A 15,083-nucleotide genomic window follows, 5' to 3' on the forward strand; every position below is an offset into this window, starting at 1 on the left:
GTTAGTTCTCACTGATGACTTCGACGTCGAGCATATTTATGCCGATGAGACCAGACGGAGTGCCCATGCCATCAGACCTGAACTTGAGTGCCTCATGAATCCAGTGCTGGATGACATGTTCCGATTGGTCCCCCTCCGCCACACCCGCCGTCACGAAATATTCGCCGGCCTGCAGTCGCGGCATTTCAAACCGGAAGACTGCAGTCAGCGTCCCTGCTGCCTCAATGCGGAATCGTTCCTTGATGTAAAGGTGCGTGTTGTCGCCGAACAGCAGCTGCCCCAGCCGATCTTTGATATAGAAGCCGACGATGACGCCGTCTAGCTCGTCTTGCGCGGTTATATCGATCTTGAGAGCGACCTCTTCGCCACCGAAAACGAGGCCGAGCTCGGTGTCGTCCCGATCGACAAGTGCAACATGGGAAATGGTGGCGCGCGATTCGCCAAAACTGGTCGCGTGCGGATCGAACGGGAACAGTTCGATATCGTTTCGCAGGACGGACCTATCCCGTAGTTCCAGACGCTCGTCACGCCGCCGCGCGACGCGCGGATCGGTTTCACTGCGGGTGGCAATGCGGGTAGCCGTCGTTCCCTGCCGCTCGTGAATGAATGCCTCCGTGTATGCCGCCATCACGTCCTTGGCGATACCCGCGGCTTTGACCACGCCGCCATCGAGCCAGATCGCGCGATCGCACAAGCCAGTGACGGCAGCGCCGTCGTGGCTAACAAAGAGCAGGGTTCCACGGGTCTTGAACTCGCGCAGGAATCGCATGCACTTCTGAGTAAAGAATGCGTCACCCACGGCAAGCGCTTCGTCAATGATCAGCACATCGGCATCGACATGCACAATGACGGAGAACGCGAGCCTCATCACCATGCCGCTCGAATAACTCTTCACCGGCTGATCGATGAAAGACCCGATGTCGGCGAACTCTGCGATCTGATCGAAACGACCATCGATTTCAGTTTTCGAAAGACCGAGGATGGATGCATTGAGATAGACGTTCTCACGTCCTGTGAACTCGGCATTGAATCCGCTACCCAGCTCCAGCAACGCGGCGACACGCCCATTGACCGCCACATCGCCTTCATTGGCGGCCAGCGTACCGGCAATGAGCTGGAGCAGGGTCGACTTGCCCGAACCGTTACGTCCGATGATTCCGAGCGTCTCGCCTCGTTGCACGTCGAAAGTCACGCCATGAAGCGCCCAGAACTCCCGGTAATAGGTACGGCGCGCGCCCACCAGCCCCTGCAGCAGCCGGTGTAGCGGGCGATCGTAAATGTGATAGCACTTGCTGACGTTCCGTACGGAAATCGCCACGTCGGCGCTGCCTGAAGCCTCCGTTCCGGAAATCGACCGGTCAGATGACATCGGCGAACCCTCGCTTTGTTTTCAGGAACCACGCATAACCGAGGTAAGCGAAGACGGCGCTACCCACAGCGTAGAGAGTCAGGCCGGCGAAATCCGGCAAATGCCCCCAGAGCGCGACTTCACGAGCCTGGTTGATGATGAACGACAGCGGATTCAGCGCGAAGATCACCCGGTATTTCTCGGGAAGCGTGTCGACAGGAATGATGGCCGAGGAAAGAAACAGCATAGCCGTGGCGAAAACACCGGTGACCTGTGGAATGTCGCGGATGTACACGCCGAGCGACGCGAGAAACCAGCTAACGCCCATCGTGAATATGACAAACGGTGCCACGACAATTGGAACGAGGAAAATTGTCAGTGGAACGTACAACTTGAATACGAAGTGCAGGCACGCAAAAACGATGAAATTCGCGGCCACGTGAAATAAGGCTGACAGGACCATGGGCCAAGGCAGGATTTCCAACGGAAAAATGATCCGTTTCACCAGATTGGGATTGCCCGTAATCAGGGTCGGCGATCGAACAAGGCATTCGGCGAAATAGCCATGGATGATCAGCCCGACGAACAGGATGAGCGCGTACTCGCCAGTGCTGTCGGAGGTATGCGGCCACCGACTCTTCATGATGTAGCCGAACGCGATCGTATACACGCCCAACATCAGGAACGGACTGATCAACGACCACAGAAGACCAAACGTTGCCCCGCGGTAACGGCCGAGCAACTCACGCTTGCTCATCGCAAGAGTAAGCGAACGGTACTTGCCGAAGGCCTCAAACGGGCCCGTCAGCGTAATTTTCTTCAGGGACGGATACGACAATGTGCGCTCACTCCAGTGTTCGATCGTCGCGACTATGCGAGCGCGGCAGCCAATTCAGCACGAAGGTCATCGACATTTTCGACGCCGACTGAAAGACGAATCAGTCCATCGGAGATACCCAGTCGCTTGCGATTCGCCGCTGGGATCGACGCGTGCGTCATGATCGCAGGGTGCTCGATCAGACTCTCGACGCCACCGAGCGACTCGGCGAGCGCGAACAGTTCGCAGCGCTCGAGTACGCGGCGCGCCTTGCGCAGGCCGCCCTTGACCTCGACGGAGATGATGCCGCCGAAACCATCCATCTGCTTGCGCGCCAGCGCATGCTGCGGGTGCGATTTCAGGCCCGGGTAGATCACCTTTTCGACGGCCGGATGCTTCTCAAGCCAGGTAGCGAGCTCCATCGCGCCCGCACAATGGGCATTCATACGAAGGTGCAAGGTTTTCAGGCCACGCATGGCGAGGAAGGCATCGAAGGGCCCGGCGACGGCACCGATCGCGTTCTGCAGGAACGCCATCTGCTGAGCCAGGTCGTCGTTGCCCGCGACCACGATGCCGCCCACGATGTCCGAATGACCGTTGAGGTACTTAGTGGCGGAATGCAGAACGAGGTCGGCACCTAATTCGATGGGCCGCTGCAGCATGGGCGAGCAGAACGTATTGTCCACTACGAGAATCAGCCCGTGCTTCCGTGCGAATGCCGCGATCTTCGCCAGATCGACCAACTTCAGCATGGGATTGGTGGGCGTTTCCGCCCAGATCATCCGCGTTTCCGGGCGAAGCGCCGCCTTCAGCGCAGCCGTGTCGTTGAGATCGACGAAGCTGAAATCGAGACCCGCGGACCTACGGCGGACCTTGTCGAAGAGCCGATAGCTGCCACCGTACAGGTCGTCCATCGCGATCACGTGGCTGCCGGTATCGAGCAGTTCCAGAACCGTCGCCGCCGCGGCGAGACCCGACGCGAAAGCGAAACCCGCGACGCCGCCTTCGAGATCCGCGACGCAGCGCTCGTACGCCATGCGTGTCGGGTTCTGCGTGCGGGAGTATTCGTATCCTTGATGCACGCCCGGGCTCTGCTGCACGTAAGTCGACGTAGCGTAGATGGGGGTCATGATCGCCCCAGTTGACGGATCCGGTGACTGGCCGGCGTGAATGGCGCGAGTGCCAAGACCGTAAGGAGGAGATTTCGAGGGTTTCTTGGCCATGGTCGTCTGACTCGGAAAGCCGGAGGGCGGCGGGACTGCGCGGCGCGCAGATGACCGCGTATGATAACCGGATTCTGGAATACAGGCCGCGTTTGGCCTATCTCCCGCCGGGTGCGTTCATGTTATTGAACGCGCCGACGGGCCGGGGCTCGGCATTGCCGGAGCATGCGAGAATACCGGCCCTGCACATGAAAGGACTATGCGTAACTCCATGAAAACCTTACTAGTCACCGGCGGCGCAGGCTTCATCGGCGCCAATTTCGTCCTGCAGGCAGTCGCCGATGGCCTGACGGTTATCAATCTGGACAAGCTTACGTACGCGGGCAATATTCAGACTCTCGAGTCGATCAAGGACCATCCTTCCCATATTTTTGTGAAAGGCGATATCGGCGACCGCGAGCTCATCTCGCGCCTCCTCGCCGAGCACCGCCCGGATGCGGTGGTCAACTTCGCCGCCGAGAGCCATGTCGACCGCTCCATCGACGGCCCCGCCGCCTTCATCGAGACGAACGTCGTCGGCACCCTGGGCCTGCTGGAAGCTACCCGCGACTACTGGAAGGGTCTGGACGAGGCCGCCGCCAAGGCGTTCCGGTTCCTGCACGTATCTACCGACGAGGTCTACGGCTCCCTGGGCGCCGAGGGCTTCTTCACCGAAACCACCCCCTACGCCCCCAATTCGCCGTACTCGGCGTCGAAGGCCGCGTCGGACCATCTCGTCCGCGCCTTCCACCACACGTACGGCCTGCCGGTCCTGACGACCAACTGCTCCAACAACTACGGGCCGTACCAGTTCCCCGAAAAGCTGATCCCACTGGTCATCCAGAAGGCGCTGGCCGGCGAAGCGCTTCCGATCTACGGCGACGGCATGAACGTCCGCGATTGGCTGTTCGTCGAAGACCACTGCACGGCGATCCGCCGTGTGCTCGAGGCCGGGCGCCTGGGCGAAACCTACAATGTCGGCGGCAATTCGGAGCGCGCCAATCTCGTCGTCGTCAAGACGATCTGCGCGATTCTCGACGAGGTCTCGCCCCTCGCCGACGGCAAGCCGCACGAGAGCCTGATCACCTTCGTCCGCGACCGCCCGGGCCACGACCGCCGTTATGCGATCGACGCCAGCAAGCTGAAGGACGAACTGGGCTGGACGCCGGCTCACACCTTCGAATCGGGCATCCGCGCCACGGTGCAGTGGTACCTCGACAACCGCCCGTGGGTCCAGGGCATCCTCGACGGCAGCTACCAGCTGGAGCGACTCGGCGCATGACGACCAAGGGCATCATCCTCGCGGGCGGCTCGGGTACGCGTCTTTACCCGATCACGAAGGCGGTCAGCAAGCAGCTGCTGCCGGTGTACGACAAGCCCATGATCTACTACCCGCTCGCCACGCTCATGCTGGCGGGCATCCGGGACATCCTGGTCATCAACACGCCGCACGAGCAGGAACTCTTCCAGCGCCTGCTTGGTGACGGCAGCCAGTGGGGCATCAACATCACGTACGCCGTGCAGCCCTCGCCGGATGGCCTCGCCCAGGCCTTCATCATCGGCAAGGAGTTCATCGGCAACGATCCCAGTTGTCTCGTGCTCGGCGACAACATCTTTTACGGTGTCGGCCTGACGGAACGCATGAAGCGCGCGGCCTCGCGCGAGCACGGCGCCACGGTGTTCGGCTACTTCGTCAAGGATCCCGAGCGCTACGGCGTGGCCGAATTCGACGCGGCCGGCAAGGTCATCGGCCTGGAAGAAAAGCCCACGGAGCCCAAGTCGAATTACGCCGTCACCGGTCTCTACTTCTACGATAACCGGGCCGTCGATTTCGCCTCTGCGCTCAAGCCGTCGCCGCGCGGCGAACTCGAGATCACGGACCTCAACCGCTGCTACCTCGACGACGAGACCCTGCACCTCGAGCAGCTCGGTCGCGGCTATGCATGGCTCGATACGGGTACGCACGAGTCGCTGATGGAAGCGGGCGAATACATCCAGACCATCGAGAACCGCCAGGGCCTCAAGGTCTGCTGCCCCGAAGAAATCGCATACGTCAACAAGTGGATCGATGCCGAGCAGTTGCTGCGCCTCGCCGAGCCGCTCGCGAAGACCGGCTACGGCCAGTACCTCAAGCACCTGATCAAGCAAGGCTACGTCGGATGAAGTTCATCGAAACCTCCCTGCCCGGTTGCATCGTGATCGAACCCCAGGTGTTCGGCGACTCCCGCGGCTTTTTCTACGAGAGCTTCAACGACGCCAAATACAAGGAAGCGGGCATCGACCGGCATTTCGTCCAGTCGAACGTATCGCGCTCCGCGCGTGGCGTCCTGCGCGGCCTGCACTACCAGTGGCCACATCCGCAGGGTAAGCTCGTGAGCGTGCTCGAAGGCGAGGTCTACGATGTCGCCGTCGATATCCGTCGCGGGTCGCCCACGTTCGGCCAGTGGGCCGGCGTGATGCTCACCGCCGAGAACCATCGCCATTTCTGGATTCCGGAAGGCTTTGCCCACGGCTTCTGCGTGGTGTCGGAGTTCGCGACGTTCTCTTACCAGTGCACCGATCTCTACGACGCGAAGGCGGACGGCGGTGTTCGCTGGGACGACCCCGCCATCGGCGTCGACTGGCCGCTTTCGGATCCCCTGCTCTCCGACAAGGATGCGAAGGCGCCGCTGCTGGCCGAGATTGCGCCGGAGCGCCTGCCGGAGTACACGGCGTGAAGCTTCTGCTGCTGGGGGCGAACGGTCAGCTTGGCCAGACCTTTCTGACCGAGGGCGGACTCGCTCGCCGCGGCGACCTGATCGCCGCCACCCGCACCGGCGAACTCAACGCGCCGGGCCGAGGCGTCGTCGGGAATCTCGAGGATCTGACCGCGCTGGCATCGCTGCTGGATGCCGAGCGACCGGACATCGTCGTCAACGCAGCCGCCTATACGGCGGTGGACAAGGCGGAGTCGGACGAAGGCACGGCGTCGCGCGTCAACGGCGAGGCACTCGGGGTCATCGGGCGATGGGCCGCCAGCCATGGCGCGCTCGTCATCCACTTTTCGACGGATTACGTGTTTCCCGGCACGGCGACAGCGCCGTATGCCCCCACCGCCGCCACGGGCCCCCAGGGCGCCTACGGAAGAAGCAAGCTGGCGGGTGAAGAAGCGCTTCGAGCCAGCGGCGCGCGGCACATGATCTTCAGGACGGCATGGGTGTACTCGGCCGTCGGCAACAACTTCCTGCGCACGATGCTGCGTCTCGGCGCCGATCGCGACGAGCTGCGTGTCGTCGCCGACCAGCGTGGCACGCCGACGACCACGCGGCTCATCGTGGCCGGAACGCTGGCCGCGATCGATCGCTATGTGTCGTCCGGCGGAAACGATCCGGGCCTCCTCGGCACGTTCCACCTGACGGCATCCGGCGAGACGACCTGGCACGGTTTCGCGGAGGCGATCTTCGCCGAAGCGGTGGCGTCGGGCGTGCTGGCCAGGGCACCGAACGTGCAGCCCATCGCGACGGCGGAGTTTCCGACACCGGCCCGACGTCCCGCCTATTCCGTCCTGGACAACGCTTCGTTCGCCGCAACGTTCGGCCACCCGCTCGCCGACTGGCGCGTGGGATTGCAGGAGGTCGTCGGCGAGCTTGCCACCTCGTGAGGCAATCATGCTGATCCCCCTCATCCTCAGCGGCGGTAGCGGCACGCGCCTGTGGCCGATCTCCCGGCGCAATCTGCCGAAGCAGTTCCTGTCCATCACGGGAACCGAAACCCTCTTCCAGCAGACGGTCCGTCGCGCGCAGTCGCTGCCCGACACCGCGTCGCCGGTCGTGGTGGCGAGCGACGATCATCGTTTCCTCGCCGCCGAGCAGCTGCAGGAGCTGGGCATCACCGACGCCAGCATCCTGCTGGAGCCGGTCGCCCGCAACACCGCCCCCGCGATCGCGGTCGGCGCGCTGCAAGCCCTGCGACGCGATCCCGAGGCGCTCATCCTCGTATTGCCTGCCGATCATCTGATCGGCGACAACGCCGCGTTCGCCGAGGTCGTCGCCCGCGCGCGCCCTCTCGCGGAACAGGACTGGCTGGTAACGTTCGGCATCCGTCCGGATCGCGCCGAAACAGGCTTCGGATACATCCGGCGCGGGGATGCCCTCGGCGTCGAGCGAACCACGTTCCGCGTCAGCCAGTTCGTGGAGAAACCGAAACACGACGTGGCCGAAAAATACGTCGCCAGCGGCGAGTACGACTGGAACTCGGGCATGTTCCTGTTCCGTGCGTCCCGTTATCTGGACGAGCTCGGGCTGCACGCCCCGGCCATGCTGGACGCCGCGCGGTCCGCGTTCGCCACGGCCGACACCGATCTCGATTTCATCCGGCTCGACGCGGAAGCGTTCGCCAAGGCGCCCAACGACTCCATCGACTACGCCGTGATGGAGAAGACGGCCCATGCGGCCGTGGTTCCCGTTGCCTGCGAATGGAGCGACATCGGCTCCTGGGACGCGTTGTGGATGGCCGCGGACAAGGATGCCGACGGCAACCGGCTGGAAGGCGATGTGATCGCGATGGACACGCGCAACTCGCTCGTCCGTTCGCACGACCGCCATCTGGTGGCAACCATCGGCCTCGACGATATCGTGGTGGTGACCACGCCGGACGCCACACTGGTGGCACGGCGCGATGCATCGCAGGACGTGAAGAAGATCGTCGACCAGCTGAAGACCGCGGGCCGTACCGAGCACGACCTGCATCGCGTCGTACGACGGCCGTGGGGTAGTTACGATTCGCTGGAGTCGGGGGATCGGTTCCAGGTCAAGCGCATCGTCGTGAAGCCAGGCGCATCGCTCAGCCTGCAGATGCACCACCACCGCGCCGAGCACTGGATCGTCGTGAAGGGCGTGGCGGAAGTCACCTGCGACGACAAGGTCTTCCTGCTCGCCGAAAACCAGAGCACCTACCTGCCACTCGGCAGCCGCCATCGCCTGCGCAACCCGGGCAAGATGCCGCTCGAACTGATCGAGGTCCAGTCAGGGAGCTATCTCGGCGAAGACGACATCGTTCGCTTCGACGACGTGTACGGTCGGGCGTGAGAAGAGAGGGCCCACCGGGCCCTTTTCTTCAACCGACGATCAGCGCCGACAGCTCGGCGGTCATCTCTGACATGAGTGCGGCATCGTCTCGCGCTTCGACGTTGAGCCGCAACAGCGGCTCCGTGTTGGACGAACGCAGGTTGAAGCGCCAGCTGCCGAAATCCGCACTGACGCCGTCGACGTGATCCAGCACGGGACGCTGCGGCGCGTACCGCGCCATAACGCGAGCGACCGTCGAGGGGGCGTCGTCCACGACGAAGTTGATTTCGCCGCTGCACGGATAGGCGGCCATGCGCTCGGCGAGCATATCGGCAAGCGTCTTTTCGCCCGTCGACAGACGTTCCGCCACGAGTAGCCACGGAATCATTCCGGAGTCGCAATAAGCGAAGTCGCGGAAATAGTGGTGCGCGCTCATCTCGCCGCCATACATGGCGTCCTCGGCGCGCATGCGCTCCTTGATGAAGGCGTGCCCGGTCTTGCTCTCGACGGGGATGCCGCCGGCAGCCGTCACCATGTCGATCGTGTTCCACGTCAGGCGGGGGTCGTGGACGATCTTCGCGCCAGGATGCTTTTCCAGCAGCTGCGCCGCGAGTAATCCGACGATGTAATACCCCTCGATGAAGTCCCCCGCGGCATCGAACAGGAAACACCGGTCGAAGTCGCCGTCCCACGCGATGCCGAAATCCGCGCGATGCTCGCGCACGGCATGCGCGGTCGCTTCGCGGTTCTCCGGAAGCAGAGGATTGGGAATGCCGTTGGGGAAAGTTCCATCCGGCTCGTGATTGACGCGGACGAACTCGAACGGCAGGTGCGCGTCGAGCAGATCGACGATGGCCCCTGCCCCACCGTTTCCCGCGTTGACGACGATCTTCAGCGGCCGAAGCGCGCTCGTGTCGATGTAACCGAGAAGGTGATCGACGTAGGCGGACTTGTCATGGTCATGCACGACGTGTCCGCGCTTCGATACGGGATCGCCGAAGGCGTTTTCTTCCACCATCCGCTCGATGTCCCGCAGACCGGTATCGCCGCTGATCGGCCTCGCACCTTCGCGCACCAGCTTCATGCCGTTGTAATCGATCGGATTGTGGCTGGCCGTCACCATGATCCCGCCGGCGACGCCACGGTGGAACGTCTGGAAGTAGACCTCCTCCGTGCCGCACAGACCGATGTCGATCGCGTCGCGACCTTCGTCGTTCAGGCCACGCGCGATCGCCGCTGCGAACGCCGGGCTGTCGCGGCGAATGTCGAAACCAACGACGACTGCGCCCGGACCAACGGTACGGGCGAACGCACGGCCGAGTCGGTACGCCATACTCTCGTCGAGCTCATCCGGGACACGGCCGCGAATGTCATAGGCCTTGAAGCATTTCATCGAACGTTCGTCACTCGACTGTCACCGACTTCGCCAGGTTTCGCGGCTGATCCACATCGGTGCCGCGCAACACCGCCACGTGATAAGCAAGCAACTGCATCGGTACCGTAAATACGGCCGGTGCGATCAGATCGCCACCGCCATCCACGTAGATCGTCGCCAGACGCTCGGTATCCGCCTCGATGTCCACACGTTCGTCGGCGAACACGATCAGCTCGCCACCACGCGCCCGCACCTCCTGCAGGTTCGACTTCAGCTTGTCGAGCAACGGCCCGTTCGGCGCCACCGCGACAATCGGCATGTTCTCGTCGACCAGCGCGAGCGGGCCATGCTTGAGCTCGCCGGCCGGGTACGCTTCGGCATGGATGTACGAGATTTCCTTGAGCTTGAGCGAGCCTTCGAGCGCGACCGGGAACTGGGCGCCGCGACCGAGGAAGAGCGCGTGCTGCTTGTTGATGAAGTGGTCGGCGATCTTCACGATCTCCGGCTCGCTCTTCAGCGCGTTCTCGATATAGCGCGGCAGCGACTGGAGCTCCTTGCAGTGTTCCAGGTAGCGGGCGTCATCGAGACCGCGGCGACGGCCGAGATCGAGTGCCAGCAGCGCGAACGCGGCGAGCTGCGTGGTGAAGGCCTTGGTCGAGGCCACACCGATCTCCGGGCCCGCGCGCGTCATCAGGCGCAGGTCGGACTCGCGCACGACCGACGACTCGGGCACGTTGCAGATCGCGAAGGTCGCCAAGTAACCGCGACGGCGCGACTCGCGCATGGCGGCGAGCGTGTCGGCGGTTTCGCCGGACTGCGACACCGCGACGAAAAGCGTGTTCTCCGGTACCACCACGTCGCGGTAGCGATACTCGCTCGCGACCTCGACCACGACGGGAATACGCGCGAGTTCCTCGATCCAGTACTTCGCCACCATACCGGCGTGGTAGCTGGTGCCGCATGCCACGATGTGGATGGCGCGGGTCTTGTCGAGGATCGGATCGGCGTCGATGCCGAAAATGTTCGGCAACACGCCGTGCGGGCCGATACGGCCCTCGAGCGTGTCGGCGACGGCGCGCGGCTGCTCGAAGATTTCCTTCTGCATGTAATGCCGATACTCGCCGCGCTCGACGGAGTCGGCGCTGATCTCGCTCTCGTGCGCCGTGCGGTCGACGGGCTTGCCGTCGAGGCCGAACACGGCCACGGTGTCGCGGGTGATCTCGACGACGTCGTCTTCTTCCAGGTACATCATCCGGTTGGTGACCTTGATGAGCGCCTGTGCGTCGGACCCGAGGAAGTGCTCGCCGATGCCGATGCCGACCAGCAGCGGGCAGCCGCGACGGGCGCCGACGATGCGTTCCGGCTCGTCGAGGCTCATCACCGCGATGGCGTAGGCGCCTTCGAGCTCACGCACCGCGGCCGTCACCGCTTCACGCAACCCCTTGCCTGCCTGCACGTGTTCGTCGATCACCGCACCCATCACCTCGGTGTCGGTTTCCGAATGGAACTCGCGACCCTTGGCCTTCAGCGATTCGCGCAGCGACGCGTAGTTCTCGATGATGCCGTTGTGCACGATCGCGATGCGGCCCTGCACGTGCGGGTGGGCATTCTTTTCGCTGGGGACACCATGCGTGGCCCAGCGGGTGTGCGCGATGCCCGTGCCGCCCGGCACCGGGTCGGCGTCGTAGATCGCTTCCATCTCGCGCACCTTGCCCTTCGCGCGAACACGTCGGATCTCGCCGCCATCCGCGATGGCCATGCCAGCGGAATCGTAGCCACGGTATTCGAGCGCCTTGAGTCCGGCGATGAGGATGGGCGCGATATCACGCTGCGCGACAGCGGCGACGATTCCACACATGATGCTTCCCCCGTTCCTTAGTTGACTTTGCGACGCAGGTAATTGAGCAGGTCGATACGCGTGATGAGGCCGAGGAACTGCTCGCCGTCGACGACGATGGCGACGTGACCCTTGTCGAACACCCGCATCAGGTCCTCGATCGACGACCTCACCTGGAGCATTTCCGGCGAGGCGATCATGGCGGTGGCGACGAGATCGCGAAACTTCCTTTCGTCCGCATGCACGTGCAACAGCACGTCGGATTCGTCGAGGATGCCGACGATGCGATCGCCCTCCATCACCGGAAGCTGCGAGACGTCGTACAGTTTCATGCGGTTGTACGCGGTGATCAGCAGATCGTCGGGCTTGATCACGACCGTGTCGCGGCGCGCGTACGGGCGCAGGATCAGGTCGCGCAGGTCCCCGTGCTGCTCGCGATCGAGGAAGCCGTTGTCGAGCATCCAGTAGTCGTTGTACATCTTCGACAGGTACTTGTTGCCCGTGTCGCACACGAGCGTGACGACGCGCTTGGGCGTCGTCTGTTCGCGGCAGTACTTCAGCGCGGCCGTGAGCAGCGTGCCGGTGGACGAGCCGCCGAGGATGCCTTCCTTCGCCAGCAGTTCGCGCGCGGCGAGGAAGCTCTCCTTGTCGGAAACCGCGTAGGCTTTCTCCACCATAGAGAAGTCGCTGATCGACGGGAGGAAATCCTCGCCGATGCCTTCGACCATCCAGCTACCGGACTTCTCCGACAACGTGCCCTCATTGATGTACTCGGCGAGGATGGAGCCGACCGGGTCGGCCAGCACGATCTTCGTCTCCGGCGAGTGCTCGCGCAGATACGCCGTAAGGCCGCTCATCGTGCCCGACGAGCCGCAGCCCACGACGATGGCGTCGACCTTGCCGTCGAGCTGTTCGAGGATCTCGGGACCGGTCGTCTGCACGTGCGCGGCCGGGTTGTCGGGGTTGCCGAACTGGTTGATAAAGTAAGCACCCGGCGTCTCGCGCGCGATGCGCTCGGCCATGTCCTGGTAGTACTCGGGGTGACCCTTGGCGACGTCGGAACGCGTGAGCACCACTTCGGCACCCATGGCCTTCAGGTTGAAGATCTTCTCGCGACTCATCTTGTCGGGCACGACCAGCACGAGGCGATAGCCCTTCTGCTGCGCGACGAGCGCCAGGCCCAGGCCCGTATTGCCGGCGGTACCTTCGACCAGGGTGTCGCCCGGCTTGATCTTCCCGGCGCGCTCGGCGCCCTCGATCATCGACATGCCGATGCGGTCCTTGACGGAACCGCCCGGATTGGCGCTCTCGAGCTTCAGGAACAGTTCGCAACAGCCTGTATCCAGGTGCTGGGCACGCACCATCGGGGTGCGGCCGATCAGTTCGAGGACGCTGTCATGAACACTCATTGGAACTCCGTGATTTGATCCGGCGCGGCCCCTTCGACCGCCGCCTGTTGGGCCGACATGATAATGGGTGCGGCGCTGAACCGATGCCCGGCCTCTCGGCCGAAGCAAAACGATGTATGGGAGACCGCCTCCCGGCCCGCGGGTTCCCTCATGAAAACGGGCGCCCTGGGGCGCCCGTCGGTTCATGGTCAAGGGAGCTGGATCAGTGTCTCTGCCGTTGCCACTGGTCCCACATTCGCTCGAGTCGTTCCTTGGCCTGCAGCTTTTCCCGCTTCATCTTGCCGAGGTCCTCGTCGCCAAGCGCCAGGCATCCGCGGCCGGCGTCTTCGAGCTTGGAATCGAGTTCCTTGTGACGGAAATAGAGACGACGGGTTTCGGCATCACCGTGGATGAACTTTTCGACGTCGTCACGCTGCTGGTTTTCGAACATAGCTAAAACTCCTCGCGGTGGGATCGGCTCGCGTCGCGGGCCGGTCGTGAGGGGAGCCATGCGGGCACGGTCTTCGCATCGGAAGAAGCTGGAATGGCGATGCGGTGTGCCTGGGTGAACGTACGCATGCTCCGGCAGGGCCGTCACGTGTTTTTCTCGTGACGGGCTACCGAAGCTACTCCGCCTGCCGAAGGGGTGCAAGGGCGATTTTTCTGAAATGGCGCACGAAAAAATGGTTGCTGGCGCAACGACTTGCGAGACAGGTACCTCGACCGCATCGGGGCTTGACCGATGACTGTGGGAGCGCGCTTGCGCGCGATGGGTGCTTGTCGCGAGCACCCATCGCGCGCAAGCGCGCTCCCACACCGGCCTGGGGGACGATCAGTTACCGCCGGATTTCTTCGACTTCTTCGGCGTGGTGGCCGGCGTGCTCGCCGGGGCGCCACCGTCGGAGGAGTTGATGTCGCGCATCGCGCGCGCGGCGGCTTCCGCCAGCGCCGCCTGCTTCTTGGCGGCGTTGGCCACCTTGGCCTGCGCCGCGGCGACCTGACGGGCCTTGTCGCCCTCGGCCTTGGCCTGCTCCAGCGCCTGGGAATACTCCACGCCCTGCTGCTGCAGGCGCGCGGCTTCTTCCTGGATCATCTGGTTCTGCATGCGCTGCTGCTCGAGCTGGCGACGGGCCATCTCGGCGTCGAGGCGGCTGGATTCGAGCAGGATGCCGTCGTGCTCGCGATCGAGCTGGGCGCTCTTGGCCTGGGCGTCCTGGAACTGCGCGACGGCCTTGGCGGTGTCCACACGGCGCTCGGCGATGTACAGGTAATGCGCGTGCAGCTTGTCCTTCGGCTTGTACTGGCCGACCTGGCTGATGGCTTCACGGGCACGGGCCTGCTCGCCCTGGGCGTAGCCGCCCAGCACCGGGTCGGACGACAGCTGGTCGAGGCTGGAATTCAGACGGCGGACGTCGAGGTCGTCCGTGGCCGCGAGCGCGTTGCCCGCGGAAACGGCAAGCGCCAGCGCGGAGAGGAGGATGGTAGAGCGCTTCATCACTGGCCTCCGTCGTTCTTCAGCGGTTCGGTCTGCCCACCGATGGGCGGCGGGGTGGTGTCGGTCGCCTCGGGCAGCACCGTCTCGGTCTCCTGAACATTGTTCGGGATGGGCACGGTGTCGTTGGCGTGGTTGTCGATCATCTCGACGCGCATGCGCGAGTTTTCCTGGCTCTTGGCCGTGTTCTGGGCGCGGGCGGCGCCGAGACGCGCCTTGGCGCGTGCCAGCTCGCTGTCGGCGCGCGACTCGTCGGCGAGCAGCGCCGCGTCGTCGTACTTGCGGCTCGCCATCGCGGCCTGCGCCTGGCCGAATTTGCTCTGCGCGTAGTCGAGGTCGACCGGCGCATAATCGGCCGCACCCGCGTCGCGCGCCGCCTGCAGCTGGGCGAGCGCCTGATTCATGGACCCGTTCGGCGGGGGCGTGCTGGCACAGCCAGCAAGGGTAGCGATAACCATGGCCAAGGCGGCCAGGCCAATGAGCCGGCGGCCCCGGGACAGGGCTTTCGACGGCAAGATGTGCACCATCACTCGTTCCTCTTACAGATTTGCGAGATATTGTCGATATACAGGTCAGTGA

General features: G+C 63.7%; 14 protein-coding genes. 5 read left to right on the forward strand and 9 right to left on the reverse strand.

Features of this window, described 5'->3' with window-relative positions; genetic code table 11:
- Position 1 precedes the first annotated feature (1 nt).
- From BMX32_RS03525 to BMX32_RS03535, 3 genes are all read right to left on the reverse strand, one after another.
- Complete coding sequence (locus BMX32_RS03525; RefSeq protein ID WP_089974488.1) at positions 2–1,369, reverse strand: ABC transporter ATP-binding protein; 1,368 nt, start codon at positions 1,367–1,369, stop codon at positions 2–4.
- Entirely contained in the window at positions 1,359–2,105 is a 747-nt protein-coding gene (locus tag BMX32_RS03530) for an ABC transporter permease (RefSeq protein WP_089976898.1), read from the reverse strand. Before BMX32_RS03530 ends, BMX32_RS03525 begins: the two co-directional genes overlap by 11 nt.
- Positions 2,106–2,218: 113 nt before the next feature.
- Positions 2,219–3,388, reverse strand: a complete 1,170-nt coding sequence (locus BMX32_RS03535; RefSeq protein ID WP_089974490.1) for a trans-sulfuration enzyme family protein — start codon at positions 3,386–3,388, stop codon at positions 2,219–2,221.
- A 211-nt stretch (positions 3,389–3,599) separates the two neighbouring features.
- On the opposite strand from BMX32_RS03535, the gene rfbB reads away from it, so the two are divergent.
- The 5 genes from rfbB to BMX32_RS03560 are packed head-to-tail and all read left to right on the forward strand — an operon-like array spanning position 3,600 to position 8,433.
- A complete protein-coding gene (gene rfbB, locus BMX32_RS03540) occupies positions 3,600–4,649 on the forward strand; it encodes a dTDP-glucose 4,6-dehydratase (protein WP_089974492.1) in 1,050 nt (349 codons plus the stop codon).
- Positions 4,646–5,530 carry a glucose-1-phosphate thymidylyltransferase RfbA gene (gene rfbA, locus BMX32_RS03545; protein WP_089974495.1) on the forward strand — a complete coding sequence of 295 codons (885 nt, stop codon included), beginning with the start codon at positions 4,646–4,648 and terminating at the stop codon, positions 5,528–5,530. Before rfbB ends, rfbA begins: the two co-directional genes overlap by 4 nt.
- On the forward strand, positions 5,527–6,084 hold the full coding sequence (gene rfbC / locus BMX32_RS03550) for a dTDP-4-dehydrorhamnose 3,5-epimerase (RefSeq protein WP_029213864.1): 558 nt from the start codon (positions 5,527–5,529) through the stop codon (positions 6,082–6,084). Before rfbA ends, rfbC begins: the two co-directional genes overlap by 4 nt.
- A complete protein-coding gene (gene rfbD / locus BMX32_RS03555; protein ID WP_089974498.1) occupies positions 6,081–7,007 on the forward strand; it encodes a dTDP-4-dehydrorhamnose reductase in 927 nt (308 codons plus the stop codon). The genes rfbC and rfbD overlap by 4 nt, the downstream gene beginning before the upstream one ends.
- A gap of 7 nt (positions 7,008–7,014) precedes the next feature.
- Positions 7,015–8,433 carry a mannose-1-phosphate guanylyltransferase/mannose-6-phosphate isomerase gene (locus BMX32_RS03560; RefSeq protein ID WP_089974501.1) on the forward strand — a complete coding sequence of 473 codons (1,419 nt, stop codon included), beginning with the start codon at positions 7,015–7,017 and terminating at the stop codon, positions 8,431–8,433.
- A 28-nt stretch (positions 8,434–8,461) separates the two neighbouring features.
- Here the strand turns inward: BMX32_RS03560 and BMX32_RS03565 are convergent, their stop codons facing one another.
- From BMX32_RS03565 to BMX32_RS03590, 6 genes are all read right to left on the reverse strand, one after another.
- On the reverse strand, positions 8,462–9,805 hold the full coding sequence (locus BMX32_RS03565) for a phosphohexomutase domain-containing protein (protein ID WP_089974504.1): 1,344 nt from the start codon (positions 9,803–9,805) through the stop codon (positions 8,462–8,464).
- Positions 9,806–9,815: 10 nt separating this feature from the next.
- Positions 9,816–11,645, reverse strand: coding sequence for a glutamine--fructose-6-phosphate transaminase (isomerizing) (glmS, locus tag BMX32_RS03570; protein ID WP_089974507.1), 1,830 nt, complete (start codon positions 11,643–11,645; stop codon positions 9,816–9,818).
- A 17-nt stretch (positions 11,646–11,662) separates the two neighbouring features.
- On the reverse strand, positions 11,663–13,033 hold the full coding sequence (locus BMX32_RS03575) for a pyridoxal-phosphate dependent enzyme (protein WP_089974510.1): 1,371 nt from the start codon (positions 13,031–13,033) through the stop codon (positions 11,663–11,665).
- Between the two features lie 202 nt (positions 13,034–13,235).
- Positions 13,236–13,463, reverse strand: coding sequence for a YdcH family protein (locus tag BMX32_RS03580; RefSeq protein WP_089974512.1), 228 nt, complete (start codon positions 13,461–13,463; stop codon positions 13,236–13,238).
- A 381-nt stretch (positions 13,464–13,844) separates the two neighbouring features.
- A complete protein-coding gene (locus BMX32_RS03585) occupies positions 13,845–14,507 on the reverse strand; it encodes a DUF4398 domain-containing protein (protein WP_089974514.1) in 663 nt (220 codons plus the stop codon).
- Positions 14,507–14,908: a DUF4398 domain-containing protein gene (locus tag BMX32_RS03590; protein ID WP_244511395.1), complete on the reverse strand. Its 402-nt coding sequence runs from the start codon at positions 14,906–14,908 to the stop codon at positions 14,507–14,509. The genes BMX32_RS03585 and BMX32_RS03590 overlap by 1 nt, the downstream gene beginning before the upstream one ends.
- Between the last annotated feature and the right edge of the window lie 175 nt (positions 14,909–15,083).

It is taken from the genome of Luteibacter sp. UNCMF331Sha3.1, from assembly GCF_900109915.1.
Taxonomy (GTDB): Bacteria; Pseudomonadota; Gammaproteobacteria; order Xanthomonadales; family Rhodanobacteraceae; genus Luteibacter.